The following is a 13,174-nucleotide window of genomic DNA, read 5'->3' as shown; positions in this document are numbered from 1 at the left end:
CGACGCCCGCCGCGCGCGCGGCCTTGCAGGCGCGCGCGGACGACGAGGATGCGGTGGTGCGCGAGCACGTCGCCTGGGCGCTCGCCCGCCTGGCCGCCGCCGCCGGCTAGAATGCGCGCCCGCAAACCGATTCAGGACCGCCCGCCATGGAAGAGCGCATCGTCGTGCTGGAGACCAAGCTGATGGCCGCCGAGGACCTCCTCGACGAGCTCAACCGCACGGTCTGGCGCCAGCAGCAGGAACTCGACCTGCTGCGCCAGCATCTGCATCAGCTCGCCCAGCAGGTCAAGACCCTGCAGCCGGGCGACCCCCTTCGCCCCGAAGACGAGATCCCGCCGCACTGGTGAGCGCGGCCGGCTTGCACGAGGCGGCGGCCTGCTGCGCCGTCGGCCGGCCTAGCCGAGCAGCGCGCCGGTGAGGCTGGAGAGGGTGTCGCCGAAGGCGGTGGTGAGGATGACCAGGATCGGCATGCCGTGGCAGAAGGCGAGCACGGCCCGGCGGATGCGCGGGTGGGCTTCGTGGAGCTCGAGGAAGTAGTTGCACACCAGACGCAGCTTGATCGCCATCACCAGCGACACGCCCACCGCAACCAGCACGGCGTTCGCGTCGGAACGGGCGATGCCCGCGCCGCCCACGCTGAGCAATACCAGCATCAGCCAGGCGAGATCGATCTTGCGTTCGGGGCTCATGCGGGTTTCCTCATCCGAGCAGGTAGAAGAGCGGGAAGATCATCAGCCAGATCATGTCGGTGACGTGCCAGTAGCAGGCGAAGGCCTCCAGCCCGCTGTGCTCTTCGGGGGTGTAGGCGCCCAGGCCCGTACGCGCGATCACCCACATCATGCCGAGCAGGCCCCAGAACACATGCACCAGGTGGGTGAAGGTCAGGTAGTAGTAGCTGACGATGAATACCCCGGCGCTGCCGTCGAGGCCGAGCGCAAAGTTGCGCTGCAGCTCGAAGATCTTGATCGCCGGGTAGCCCAGCCCGAACACGAAGCCGGCGAGCATCCAGCGCACCGTCGCGCGTCGGTCGCCGCGTCGCATCGCGTGCAGCGCGCGCGCCACGCACCAGCCGCTGGTGAGCAGCATCAGGGTATAGCCGGTGCCGGCCAGCAGCGAGAGCCGCTCGGGGCCCGCCTGGAAGGCTTCCGGGTGGTGGGCGCGGGCGATGAAGAAGACCGCGAACAGCAGCGCGAACTCGGTGATCTCGCAGAAGATTCCCACCCACATCGCCTTGCTGCCGGGGATGCGCCCCGCGGCCGCCTGCGGCGGTCGGGGAGCCAGGGTCGGGACTGGAGCGGTCGGGGAGAGGGGCACGGCAAGGGTCACGGCGGGGCGGGCGGCGCAGGGCCGCGTCGATGAGGCACTGAGCGCAAGTCTGCCAGCCTGGCCGCTTGCTTCCCTTGATTCCGCTCAGGAAGTGCGCGCGATGGCGGAATCATGTTTCCGTTCGCGTCAACGACTCTTGCGCTGCATCAACATCCGCTGATCCCCGTCGTGGTCCGATGGCGGCCTTCATCCACGCAAGTCGCACGAGGAGGCAGCCCGTCATGGCGAAAGTGAAGTTCTTCGGAGAAGAGTCGATCCCGCTCGAGATGCACAAGGTCCGCATCGTCCAGAAGCTGAACCTGCCGCCGGTCGAGCGCCGGCTCGAGGCGATCACCGAGGCGGGCAACAACACCTTCCTGCTGCGCAACGCCGACGTGTTCATGGACATGCTCACCGACAGCGGCGTCAATGCGATGAGCGACCAGCAGCTGGCGGCGATGATGATCGCCGACGACAGCTACGCCGGCAGCGCCACCTACACCCGGCTGGAGAACAAGCTGCACGAGATCTTCGGCATGCCCTTCTTCCTGCCCGCCCACCAGGGCCGCGCGTGCGAGAACATCCTCGCCCAGGTGCTGGTGTCCCCGGGCTCGGTGGTGCCGATGAACTACCACTTCACCACCACCAAGGCGCACATCACGCTCAATGGCGGCAAGGTCGAGGAGCTCGTCGCCGACGTCGGCCTCGAGGTGGTCAGCGTGCATCCCTTCAAGGGCAACATGGACGTCGCCAAGCTGCGCGACGTGATCGGCCTGCACGGTGCCGACAAGATCGCCTTCGTGCGCATGGAGGCCGGCACCAACCTGATCGGCGGCCAGCCCTTCTCGGTGCAGAACCTCGCCGACATCCGCAGGGTGTGCGACGAGTTCGGGCTGATGCTGGTGATGGACGCCAGCCTGCTCGCCGACAACCTGCACTTCATCAAGGAGCGCGAGGAGGCCTGCAAGGGCCTGAGCATCCGCGACATCACCCGCCGCATGGCCGACCTGTGCGACGTGATCTACTTCTCCGCGCGCAAGCTCGGCTGCGCGCGCGGCGGCGGCATGTGCATCCGCAGCGAGGAGCTGTACCGCCGCATGCGCGGCCTGGTGCCCCTCTACGAGGGCTTCCTGACCTATGGCGGCATGTCGGTGCGCGAGATGGAGGCGCTCACCGTGGGCCTCGAGGAAACCATGGACGAGGAGGTCATCAACCAGGGTCCGCAGTTCATCGGCTTCATGGTCGACGAGCTCGTCAAGCGCGGCATCCCGGTGATCACCCCCGCCGGCGGCCTGGGCTGCCACATCAACGCGATGCAGTTCGTCGACCACGTCCCGCAGGCGCAGTACCCGGCGGGCGCGCTCGCCTCGGCGCTCTACCTCGCCGGCGGCATCCGCGGCATGGAGCGCGGCACGCTCTCCGAACAGCGCGAGCCTGACGGCACCGAGCTCTTCGCCAACATGGAGCTGGTGCGCCTGGCGCTGCCGCGGCGGGTGTTCACCTTGTCGCAGGTCAAGTACGCGGTGGACCGCCTCGAGTGGCTGTACGCCAACCGGCGCCTGATCGGCGGCCTGGTGTTCACCGAGGAGCCGGAGATCCTGCGCTTCTTCTACGGCCGCCTCGCGCCGGTTTCCGACTGGCAGAACGAACTCGTCGCGCAGTTCCGCAAGGACTTCGGCGACAGCCTCTGACGCCGTCCGGCGGCGCCGTCAGGCGCGGAGCCGCCGGGCACCGACCGCCGGCGGCACGATGCCGCGGCATGCCGCCCGGATGCGGACGCGCGCATCCCGATGGTGTCTTGGGGGTGCGATAATGTCGGTCTCGCAGCCTTCTGGAGGCCTTCATGCTGAAGTCCCATGCGGTACTTGAATCGCGTCGTCCGTCGCTGTCCGCCTCGGTCGCAGCCGCAGTGCTCGCGCTGGGTGTCGCCCTGCCCGGAGTGGCCGTGGCCGAGACGGTGGGCCACGTCGACACGGCGTTCAAGCTGATCGGCCGCAACCACCAGGTCGTGGTCGAGGCTTTCGACGATCCCTCCGTCAAGGGCGTGGCCTGCTACGTCTCGCGCGCGCGCACCGGCGGTCTCAAGGGAACCTTCGGCCTCGCCGAGGACACGTCCGACGCCTCGGTCGCCTGTCGCCAGGTCGGCGACATCTCCTTCTCCGGTCCGCTGCGCGAGCAGGAGGAGGTGTTCTCGCAGAGCGCCTCGATCCTGTTCAAGAAAGTGCGCATCGTGCGCATGGTGGACCCGAAGCGCAACACGCTGGTCTATCTCGTCTACAGCGACAAGCTGATCGAGGGCAGCCCGCAGAACAGCGTCACCGCCGTGCCGGTCCCGGCTGCGCTCGCCATCCCGCTGCGTTGAGCGCCCCGCACGCGAGGCCTGTGCGCGGTGCGCCGCGCCGGCTTGCGGCTGCGGCGAAGGCGCGAACCCATGCGGAGGCGCGGGTGCGCATGTCGGCGCCTCAGCCGCCGCCCGGCTGCGACAGGCGGCGCGCGAGTGCTCCGATCTCCGCCGCCAAGCCCGGCGCGGCGCGGGGTGCTGCGGCGGCGAAGGTCTCGACCAGGCGCGCCACCACGCTCTCATGCGGCAGGCTGACGCCATAGTGCAGCGCGACGCCGGCGCGGAACAGCGCCAGGGTAGGGAAGTTCTCCACGTCGAGATCACCGACGAGTTCGGCATCGTCTTCCACGTCCGCCCAGGCGAAAACGACGTCGCGCCTTGCCTCGGCGAGGCGCTCGAGCGTGGGGCGGAACTCGCGGCAGGTGCCGCACCACTGCGCGCACAGTGCGAGCACCACGAGGGGGGCGTCGGTCGCAGGCTGTGCGGCGAGCCGGTCCACCGGCAGGACCCGGGTGGGCGAGGCGGCGGTCGTGGCAGAAGCGGTCGGCTACGCAGGCGCGCCAGCGGGTGCGCCGCAGGGCGTGGCTCCGGAAGGCATGGGCGAGGAGCGCCCGGACTCCGCGGTGGAGGGGGCGGAAGACGCGGAGGGCTCGGCTGCGGGGGGGACGGGCGTGGCGTTCATGGCTCGGGCTTGGCGCCCGCCCGCGCGTGAGGCTCAGGCCGGGCAGACTTCCTGCATGCTGCACTTGGCGATGCCGAATTCGGTCTCGACCAGCAGCGGATAGGCGGCGCCGCCGAAGCGGCCCGAACTCGCGATGTTATAGCCGATCACGCTTCCGGGCACGCGTCCGACGAGCACGCGACAGCCGATGCGGAAACCGGCGCCGATCGCGTGGCGGATCGCGCGTTCGGCGGTGTCCAGGGCGGAACGGGCGCCGGCGGCCTTGCGGCGACCCTCGAGGACGGTGAGCGAGCGGGGGTACATGGTCTCCTCCTGCTGGGCGATTGGCGGAACGCCGTGATTTAACGTTGACGTTAACGTTAAATCCGCTCCACATCAAGAGCCTTGTCCACCGGCGCGGGCGGGACGGCGGGGGTCAGCGCACGGAGGCGTTGGTCTTGCGCTGGGGTACGAAGCTCACCTTGTGCGCCACCACGGTGTCGCGCATCTTCGCCACGTGGGGACGCAGCGCGCCGATGACGTGCATCTCGCAGCGCTTGCAGTCGAACTTCAGCGTCAGCGTCTCGTCGCCATTGACCAACTGCATCGGGTCGGGGCGGATGCCCTTGACCTCCTTCGGACACAGATTGAAGCTGTAGCGCAGGCAGTGCTTGGTGATCATCAGCGAGACGTCGTCGCGCTCCTCGTTGGCCTCGTATGCGGCGTCGATCAGCTTGACGCCGTGGCGGGCGTAAAAGGCGCGCGCCTCGTCGTTCGACACGTTGGCGAGGTAGCTCAGCGCGTCCTGCGGGTAGGGCACCGGCGGCTCGACCGGCGCGGTCCGCAGCGGGCGGGCGTGGGCCGCGAGGCGGCCGGCCTCGAGCCGCTCCACGGCATCGCGGCGCAGTGCATTGAGCTGTCCGGCGGGCAGGAAGGGCGCGGCGGGCAGGTCGAGCACGAGCTCGCCTGCGCTGAAGATCGTGTTGCCCAGCTTGCCGAGGTGCTCGCGCAGGGTGGCGAGTGCACGCTCGGCGTTCTGTGCCGGCTCGAAGGCGGCGGCAAGCGTCGCGGTGACGGCGACGCCGTCCTCGTCGGTCAGGGTCAGCGCGAAGCCGTCGTGGGTGGCGGCGAAACGTGCATCGACACGGATGCGGCGCTCGGCCGACTTCTTCCCCAGCGCGCGCTCGAATTCGTGGTCATGGTTGCGGAACAGCGAGGTGCCGGGGACCAGGTCGGTCGGCAGGGGGTCGGCAGGGAAGATGCGGTCGATGCCTTCGCCGCCGCCGTCCGCCTCGGCGCGGTTCACCCGCAGGCCGGTGAGCTCGCCCTTGGGGTCGTACCAGGTCAGGCCGTCGGCGTTGTGGATCGGCGCCGCGCGCTCGACGTCGAAGAACTTGCGCCCCTTGGTGTCGATCTTCTTCACGCGGCCGATGGGCTCGCCGACGAACTTGGGCGATTCGAACGCCTCGATGCCGTGGCGGCGATCGTTGGTGAAGTAGTCCGTGTAGCCGCGGTTGAAGGTCTTGTCGGCCTGCGGGGTGAAGAAGAAGAAGGTGCGTCCGCTGGAGGCGCGGCGATATCGGGCGCCGTCGGTGTCCGGGTGCTCGAGGATCTCGTCGATCAGCGTGCGGTAGTGCGCGGTGATGTTCTTGACGTAGGAGAGATCCTTGTAGCGGCCCTCGATCTTGAACGAGCTTACCCCCGCGGCGGCGAGCGCGCGCAAGTTGGCGCTCTGGTTGTTGTCCTTCATCGACAGCATGTGCTGGTTGCTGGCGACGGTGTGGCCGTCCTTGTCCTTGAGGTCGTAGGGCAGCCGGCAGGCCTGCGAGCACTCGCCGCGGTTGGCGCTGCGCCCGGTGTGCGCGTGGCTGATGTAGCACTGGCCGGAGAAGGCCACGCACAGTGCGCCGTGCACGAAGTATTCGAGCTGGCAGGTGGTGGCCGCGGCGATCTTCTTCACCTCGTTCAACGACAGCTCGCGCGCCAGCACGATCTGCGAGAAGCCCACGTCCTGCAGGAAGCGCGCCTTGCTCGCGTCGCGGATGTCGGTCTGGGTGCTGGCGTGGAGCTGGATCGGCGGCAGGTCGAGCTCGAGCAGGCCCATGTCCTGCACGATGAGCGCGTCGACGCCGGCATCGTACAGTTGCCAGATCAGCTTGCGCGCCGGCTCGATCTCGTGGTCGAAGAGGATGGTGTTGGTGGCGACGAAGACCTCGGCGTGATAGCGGTGGGCGTGCTGCACGAGGCGCGCGATGTCCTCCACCGAGTTGTCCGCGGAGGAGCGCGCGCCGAAGGCCGGGCCGCCGATGTAGACCGCGTCCGCGCCGTGGTCGATGGCCTCGATGCCGAAGTCGGCGGTCTTGGCGGGGGCGAGGAGTTCGAGGGTGTGGCGGTCGATGCTCATCGGTGGTTGAAGTGCGCAAGCGCTTGATTGGAAAGGCCGCGATGATAACAAGGTGTGCGCCGGCAGGTGCGCCCGACCGCAAAAAAGGCGCGCCGCCGGTGCTGGCGGCGGATCGCACGGTGCGCCCGTGCCCGCGCCTATCCTTGCGCCTGCGCCACTTCGAGCCGGCGTGCCAGTTCGGCGGCGAAGTTCGCGGCCGCGTCCGGGGTTGCGCCGAGGAAGAGTTCGGGCTCGATGGCCTCCAGCTCCATCAGCGCCGGCCGACCCTCGTGGCTCACCAGGTCGACCCGGGCATAGGTGGTCGCCGCGGGCGCCTGCGCGAGCACGGCCTCGGCCAGCCTGCGCTCGGCCGCGGTTGGCGTGTGCGCATGCACCGTGCCGCCGTACAGGTCCTGCACACGATAGTCGCCTGCGGCAGGGCGTTTGCAGATGGCATGGGAAAAGACCCCGCCGAAGTAGATCATCGACACCTCGCCCGCCTCTGCGATGCTGTGCACGAAGGGCTGGACCATGACGTCGCCCGCTGCGACCAGGTCCTCCAGATGCGCGCGGCAGGCGGGGTCGTCGGCCCTGGCGCGCAGGGCGCCGATGGCGCCGATGGACACCGCGGGCTTGACCACCACCTCGTCCCAGCCCTGCGCGGTCAGCCGTGCGCCGGCGGCGGTGTCACCGCGTTCGATCCACAGCGTGGGCACGGTGGCGACGCCGCCGGCCGCGAGTTCGCGCAGGTAGCCCTTGTGGCTGTTCCACGCGATCACGGCTACCGGGTTGACGAGATGGGTGAGCGCGCTGGTGCGCTCGGCCCAGGCCAGGAAAGCGTCGAGGTGGCGGAAGTAGTCCCATGGCGTGCGTACCACCACGAGGGGGTACGCGGCCCAGTCCTGTTCGCTGTTCCAGGGCGGCACGTCGGCGACGATGCCGCGCTGCGCGAGGGCGTCGACGAGCAGGTGGGTTTCGGGATCCGGCTTGGCCATCGTGGCGCCGGTGACGAGGGCGATGCGCGGGTGGTGGAGCATGGGCAGGCCTGTTCGGGAGGTGTCGAGCGCGGACCGCATGGGCCCGCGTGCCGGCAGGGAGTTTACCGGGCGTTCGCCGTGTTCGTTTTCCGGTTGCGGAGGAAGGGCAGCAAGACCAGCAGCCCGACCGCGTCGGCGAGCCAGTCGAGCGGATCGCCGACGCGGTAGGCGGTGGTCGACTGCGCCACCTCCATCGCCGCGCCGTAGGCCAGCAGCCCGGCCGCGAGCAGGCCGACGCGTTGTGGCCAGGCGGCGACGCCGAGGATCGCGAGGCCGGCGAAGAGCAGGGCGTGCTCGACCTTGTCCTGCCAGGAGAACAGCTTGATCACCGGCTCGATCGGCATCAGCGCGAGCCAGAAGGCGCCACCGAGGGCGGCGATGAAGAGCGCGCGCAGCAGCGTGCGAACGGATGTGGGCATCTGTGGTCCGAAAAAGCGGTTGGCTGCCTGTCGGTGGTGCGGCGCGCACAGCAGCGCTGGGAAGGTGGCGGCGGTTCGGTGTCGTGCGTCGATGGCTGGCGGAGCTTAGCGGCAAATGCGCGGCGCGTGGTGCGGCGCGCAATAACCTGGGGAGATGACCCGATGCAGGATGGCAAAGTTCGCGAACTTTCGAGCTCGCGCACGCGCGCAGCGCTGCGCGTCGCGCTGCTCGCCGGCATGCTCGCCGCCGGCAGCATGCACGCCCCGCTCGCGGGCGCGACCGGCATGGTGTATCCGAGCGAGACGGGGCCGCTGCGCGTGACCGAGGTCGCGCGCGGTTTGGAGAGTCCGTGGGCGCTCGCCTTCCTCCCCGACGGTCGCATGCTGGTGACCGAGCGCCCGGGGCGGATGCGCATCGTCGATACGGCAGGGCGGGTGTCGGAACCCATCGCCGGCGTGCCCGAGGTCCATGCGCGCGGGCAGGGCGGCCTGCTCGACGTTGCGCTCGCGCCCGACTTCGACCGTGACCGCCTGATCGTGTTCTCCTACGCCGAGCCGACCGCGCGGGGAGCGCGCACCGCCGTGGCGCGCGCGCGGCTCGACGTCGACGGCCTGCGCCTCGAGGACGTGCGCCGCATCTTCGCGCAGGACGAGGATCCCGCGGGCAATCACCACTGGGGCTCGCGCCTGGTGTTCGGGCGCGACGGCCGCCTGTTCGTGACCCTGGGCGATCGGTTCCACCACCGCGAGCGCGCGCAGGCGCTCGACAGCCATCTCGGCAAGGTGGTGCGCATCGATCCCGACGGCGGCGTGCCCGCCGACAACCCGCTCGTGGGGCGTGCAGGCGTGCGCGGCGAGATCTGGTCCTGGGGCCACCGCAACGTGCAGGGTGCGGCCTTGCACCCGCGCACCGGCGAGCTGTGGACCCACGAGCACGGCCCGCAGGGCGGCGACGAGATCAACCGCACCCTGGGCGGGCGCAATTACGGCTGGCCGGAGATCACCTACGGCCGCGAATACGTCACCGGTCGCAAGATCGGCGCCGGCAGCGAGCGCGAAGACGTGGCGGCGCCGGTGCTGCAATGGACACCCTCGATCGCCCCCTCGGGCATGGCCTTCTATACCGGCGATGCCTTCCCGCAGTGGCAGGGCAACCTCTTCGTCGGCGCACTCAAGTTCCAGCTGCTCGCCCGCCTGGTGCTCGATGGCGAGCGCGTGGTGCGCGAGGAGCGCCTGCTCGAAGGCCTGGGGCGGATCCGCGACGTGCGCCAGGGGCCGGACGGCCGCCTGTGGCTGCTCGACGAGAGCGCCGGGCGGGTGCTGCGGATCGATCCGCAGTGAGCGGGGCTCGCGTGCTCGTCCCCGGAAGCCTCGCGGGGGCGATTCACCTTAGCCCGCCTGCTTGATCGCCAGCACCGCCTGGTTGCGCAGGGTGCGCAGCATGGCGAGCTCCTGCTCGCTGATGCGCAGCTCTCCGGCGCGATCCTTGTCGGCGTAGATCATCGCCACCGGGCGGCCCTTGATCGTGAGTGGAAAGAGCACGAAGGTGCGCGCCGCCACCGACCTGCGGTACCACGCCGGCACGCGGGCGGCGATCTTGGGGTCGTCCACGTCGCTGATCAGCACGTCCACGCCGCGTGCGGTGGCCACGTTGAAGACGTTGTCGGGCTGGGCCGAGAGGCTGAAGCGCAGCTGCTTGGCGAGCTCGCCTACCTCGGGGCCGAAGCCGAAGCGCCCGCACATGGCGTTGCTGCGCGCGTCGCGCACGCACAGCAGCACGCGCTTGAAGCCCATCGCGCGGTACATGGTCTCGAGGATGATGCGCAGCACGTCGTTGAGGCGGAAATCCTCGACCAAGCTGTTGCTGATGTCCTGGATGCCTGCGCTCAGCACGGCCTGCGGGTCGGCGGCGCGCTGGCCTTCCGCACCGCCCTCGGCGGGCAGCGACTGCTCGAGCAGCGCGGAGGCGGGCATCAGCGTGGCGTCGACCCGTGCGCCCTCCGCCGGCGTGCTGCCGTCGATGAAGTGACGCAGGTTGCGCCCGAAGCGCGTCTGCGCGAGGCTTACCTTGACCACGCGGGCGAATTCGCCGATCTCGTCGACCGCGCTGCGCAGGTGCTCGCGCGCCTCGCGCGCAGGCACCGGCACGGCCTCGTCGAAGCGCGCGGCGATGTCGGCCAGCGCACGCTCGCGCTCCGCGGGGGCGAGGCGCGACACCGCATCGCAACACGCGTTGGCGCAGGCGGCCAGGCTCTGCAGGCGCTCGTCGGCACTGCGCGGCGCATGGACCGGGCCCTCGGGCAGGGTGCGCATGCTGTTCTGGATCAGCTCGGGGAAGCCCCAGGCGCGCGCGAGCGCGATGCCGAGTTCCTCGTAGCCGGCGCCGAGCACGCGCTGCGCCGCGCTCTCCTCGCTGCAGCCGTGCTGCTGCACGACGCGGCGGATGTCCTCGCTCTCCTCCGGGAAGTAGAACTGGCACAGCAGCCTGCCCAGATTGTGGAACACCGCGCAGATGTAGCTCTGCTCACCGTCGCGCAGGCGCAGGCGCCGGGCGAGTTCGCGCGCGAACAGGCCCGCCAGGCAGGCGCGCAGGAACTCCTCCTGCAGTTGGCTGGCGTTGGACTTGTTCTGCAGGTGCTCGAAGAGCAGCACGGTGATCGCGATGTTGCGCACCGCATCGAAGCCGAGCACCACCACCGCGCGCGAGATCGTGCTGATGCGCCCGCCGCCGGCGGGGCGGAAATGCGCGGAGTTCACCACCCGCAGCAGCTTGTTGGTGAGGCCGAAGTCGCGCAGGATCAGTGCCGACAGGGTGCCCACGCTCTCCGATTCGCTGGCCGCGATGCGGTTGATCGCCACTACCGATTCGGAGAGTGCGGGAAAGTCGCCGCGGTGCTTCATGCGGCGCATCAGGAAATCCACCGCGCCCGGCCTGGCCTCGCTGCCGGCCTCCGGGTCGGTCTCGGCGGGCTGGCGCCAGGCTTCGAGCGCGAGGCGGAACTCGGCGGCGTCGGCAAAGCGCGCGAGCGGGTCGAGCGCGGCGGCACGCAGCGCGATCGCGGCCAGGGCCTCGTCGACCGGGGGGCCGTCCGCGGGCAGGGTGACGGGTGTGCTGCGCGTGCGCTCGAGGACCCTCTTCACGCCGCCCTCGCGCGCCAGCGGACGACCGGCGAGCAGCTCGATCAGCAGCACGCCGGCGGCGAAGACGTCGTTGCGCGGGCCGATCTCGCGGCGCTCGATGTACTCCGGCGCCATGTAGCCCGGGGTGCCCGAGAGGCCCTCGCTGGCCCCCGCGGCCTCGATGCGGCGGGCGATGCCGAAATCCATCACGCGCGCATGGCCGCCGCCGTCGAGCAGCACGTTGCTGGGCTTGAGGTCGCGATGGATCACGCCCTGCGCGTGCGCCTCGGCGAGCGCGGCGAGTATCTCCAGCATGCGCTCCACGGCCTCGCCGGCAGGCAGCGGCCCGCGCCGGTCGAGCAGCGCGGCCAGGCTTTCGCCGGGCACGTACTCGAACACCAGGTAAGGATCGCCGCCGTCCTCGCCGGCCTCGAACACCGGGACGATGCCGGGGTGGCGCAGCCGGCTCACCGCGCGCGCCTCGGCGAGCAGCGAGGCGTTGTCGTGGCCGGGGCGGGGGCCGAGGTGCAGCGCCTTGAGCGCCACCTCGCGCTCGAGCTGCGGGTCCCACGCCAGGTGCACCACGCTCTGTGCGCCGCGGCCGAGTTCGCGGCGGATCTCGAAGCGGCCGATCGTGCGCGTCATCGTACCCCCTCCGCCGCCGTGCCGGCGCCGGATCGGGAGCGTCGGAGCCGCGCCACGGCGCGGGTCGTGCCGCGCTTTCGTGGCATGATCGCGAACCTTTCGAGCACGGATGGATGAGCCAGGATGGAAAGTCCCTTCAAAGGCAAGACCGGTCTGCGCCGGATCTTCAACGCGGCCCGCTATTCGATGGACGGACTGCGCGCAGCCTACCGGCACGAGGATGCCTTCCGCCAGGAAATATGGCTCACCCTGGTCGCGGTTCCGCTCGCGCTGTGGCTGGGCGAGGGTGCGGTCGAGCGCGCGCTGATGATCGGCAGCGTCCTGCTGGTGCTGGTGGTGGAATTGCTGAACTCGGCTGTGGAGGCGACGGTCGACCGGGTGTCGCTGGAGCGGCACGAGCTGGCCAAGCGCGCGAAGGACGTCGGCAGCGCGGCGGTGCTGCTCGCACTGCTCCACGCTGCCGTGGTGTGGGGCTTGCTGCTGTTCTGAAAGGGCCGATGCGGGCCGGGTGCGACGGGATCAGGCCGACCGCGGACCCCAGCTGCGCACCGGACCGGTGTCGATGTGCACGAAGTCGGAGTCGGGGTAGTAGCCGACGCCGCCGCCGCCGAGCGCGAGCGCGGCGTCGCGCAGGCGGGCGGTATCGACGCCCACCAGGCGGATGTCGATCGCCTTGCCGTCCATGTGCAGGCTGCGCCTGGCCACCCCGCCGCCGCGTGTCTTGCGCAGCATGGTGTTGGTGGTCGGCGAGCGGTAGCCCGAGATGATCTCGAAGGTGTTTCCGCCGCACGCGAGGCTCAATGCGTGAAGCATGTCATAGAGGCGCGGATCCATCCGTGTAGACTCTCCGGTCCGAAAGTCGCGCAAGAGCCAGTCGATGCGCTGCAGGGCGGGCTGGATGTAACCCTGGCGGTTGCGGAAGGCGACGCTCAGGCGCTCGTCGGTGTGAGTGTGGCGGAAGTCGAGTTGCGGGTCGCGCTGGGCGGCCTGGGCGGCGGCCGAAAGCCCCAGCGGGAGCGTGGCGAGGCCCTTGAGTAACAGGCGGCGGTGCGGCACGACCTGATTCCGGACGATCTTAGACATGGATAATAAGCAATCCGAACAAGTACTTGAGGCCGGAATCCTAATGCAAAGCAAGCCCGGTCTGGGCAAATGTTTTGTAACTGCCGCGGCCCTCGCCGCGCTGGCCCTCATGGCGTCCTGCGTGCATGCGACAGCGGCTGGCGAGGCCGCGGTGGTCGCGGTCGAGCCGGCCGCGAGCGA

15 protein-coding genes are annotated in these 13,174 nt (G+C 70.0%); 6 read left to right on the top strand and 9 right to left on the bottom strand.

Features of this window, described 5'->3' with window-relative positions; all coding sequences use genetic code 11:
• Positions 1-146: 146 nt before the first annotated feature.
• Positions 147-347 carry a SlyX family protein gene (locus tag C665_RS14650; RefSeq protein ID WP_004317769.1) on the top strand — a complete coding sequence of 67 codons (201 nt, stop codon included), beginning with the start codon at positions 147-149 and terminating at the stop codon, positions 345-347.
• Between the two features lie 48 nt (positions 348-395).
• On the opposite strand, the gene C665_RS14645 is transcribed toward C665_RS14650, so the two are convergent.
• Both C665_RS14645 and C665_RS14640 read right to left on the bottom strand, forming a co-directional pair.
• Positions 396-689 carry a cytochrome C oxidase subunit IV family protein gene (locus C665_RS14645; protein ID WP_004317766.1) on the bottom strand — a complete coding sequence of 98 codons (294 nt, stop codon included), beginning with the start codon at positions 687-689 and terminating at the stop codon, positions 396-398.
• A gap of 10 nt (positions 690-699) precedes the next feature.
• The gene (locus C665_RS14640; protein WP_004317764.1) at positions 700-1,227 is read right to left on the bottom strand and encodes a cytochrome c oxidase subunit 3 family protein; all 528 of its coding nucleotides are present in this window, start codon (positions 1,225-1,227) and stop codon (positions 700-702) included.
• Positions 1,228-1,547: 320 nt separating this feature from the next.
• On the opposite strand from C665_RS14640, the gene C665_RS14635 reads away from it, so the two are divergent.
• Entirely contained in the window at positions 1,548-2,996 is a 1,449-nt protein-coding gene (locus C665_RS14635) for a tryptophanase (protein WP_004317762.1), read from the top strand.
• Positions 2,997-3,148: 152 nt separating this feature from the next.
• Positions 3,149-3,667, top strand: coding sequence for a CreA family protein (locus C665_RS14630; RefSeq protein ID WP_004317760.1), 519 nt, complete (start codon positions 3,149-3,151; stop codon positions 3,665-3,667).
• A gap of 100 nt (positions 3,668-3,767) precedes the next feature.
• Here C665_RS14630 and C665_RS14625 read toward each other — a convergent pair whose 3' ends face one another.
• The 5 genes from C665_RS14625 to C665_RS14605 all read right to left on the bottom strand — a co-directional run bounded on the left by C665_RS14625 (position 3,768) and on the right by C665_RS14605 (position 8,146).
• The gene (locus C665_RS14625) at positions 3,768-4,145 is read right to left on the bottom strand and encodes a thioredoxin family protein (RefSeq protein ID WP_004317759.1); all 378 of its coding nucleotides are present in this window, start codon (positions 4,143-4,145) and stop codon (positions 3,768-3,770) included.
• Positions 4,146-4,361: 216 nt separating this feature from the next.
• Positions 4,362-4,631 (bottom strand): hypothetical protein, encoded by a 270-nt coding sequence (locus C665_RS14620; RefSeq protein WP_004317758.1) that lies wholly within the window; start codon positions 4,629-4,631, stop codon positions 4,362-4,364.
• Between the two features lie 112 nt (positions 4,632-4,743).
• Complete coding sequence (locus tag C665_RS14615) at positions 4,744-6,711, bottom strand: peptidase U32 family protein (protein WP_004317757.1); 1,968 nt, start codon at positions 6,709-6,711, stop codon at positions 4,744-4,746.
• A 137-nt stretch (positions 6,712-6,848) separates the two neighbouring features.
• Positions 6,849-7,727 carry an ATP-grasp domain-containing protein gene (locus C665_RS14610; protein WP_004317756.1) on the bottom strand — a complete coding sequence of 293 codons (879 nt, stop codon included), beginning with the start codon at positions 7,725-7,727 and terminating at the stop codon, positions 6,849-6,851.
• 62 nt (positions 7,728-7,789) lie between these two features.
• Positions 7,790-8,146, bottom strand: coding sequence for a VanZ family protein (locus tag C665_RS14605; protein ID WP_004317755.1), 357 nt, complete (start codon positions 8,144-8,146; stop codon positions 7,790-7,792).
• A 162-nt stretch (positions 8,147-8,308) separates the two neighbouring features.
• Between C665_RS14605 and C665_RS14600 the strand changes: the two genes are divergently transcribed.
• On the top strand, positions 8,309-9,487 hold the full coding sequence (locus tag C665_RS14600) for a PQQ-dependent sugar dehydrogenase (protein WP_004317754.1): 1,179 nt from the start codon (positions 8,309-8,311) through the stop codon (positions 9,485-9,487).
• Positions 9,488-9,535: 48 nt separating this feature from the next.
• Here C665_RS14600 and C665_RS14595 read toward each other — a convergent pair whose 3' ends face one another.
• Positions 9,536-11,911 (bottom strand): serine/threonine protein kinase, encoded by a 2,376-nt coding sequence (locus tag C665_RS14595; RefSeq protein ID WP_004317753.1) that lies wholly within the window; start codon positions 11,909-11,911, stop codon positions 9,536-9,538.
• 123 nt (positions 11,912-12,034) lie between these two features.
• On the opposite strand from C665_RS14595, the gene C665_RS14590 reads away from it, so the two are divergent.
• Positions 12,035-12,400 carry a diacylglycerol kinase gene (locus C665_RS14590; RefSeq protein WP_004317751.1) on the top strand — a complete coding sequence of 122 codons (366 nt, stop codon included), beginning with the start codon at positions 12,035-12,037 and terminating at the stop codon, positions 12,398-12,400.
• A 30-nt stretch (positions 12,401-12,430) separates the two neighbouring features.
• Here C665_RS14590 and mepK read toward each other — a convergent pair whose 3' ends face one another.
• Complete coding sequence (gene mepK, locus C665_RS14585) at positions 12,431-12,994, bottom strand: peptidoglycan L,D-endopeptidase MepK (RefSeq protein WP_012585192.1); 564 nt, start codon at positions 12,992-12,994, stop codon at positions 12,431-12,433.
• On the opposite strand from mepK, the gene C665_RS20975 reads away from it, so the two are divergent.
• Positions 12,993-13,174 (top strand): hypothetical protein (locus C665_RS20975; protein ID WP_211207591.1); only part of this gene is annotated, 182 nt, incomplete at its 3' end. The genes mepK and C665_RS20975 overlap by 2 nt on opposite strands.

This window comes from Thauera aminoaromatica S2, from assembly GCF_000310185.1.
In the GTDB taxonomy this organism is placed as follows: domain Bacteria; phylum Pseudomonadota; class Gammaproteobacteria; order Burkholderiales; family Rhodocyclaceae; genus Thauera; species Thauera aminoaromatica.
This window is presented reverse-complemented; position numbering and strand designations above follow the sequence as displayed.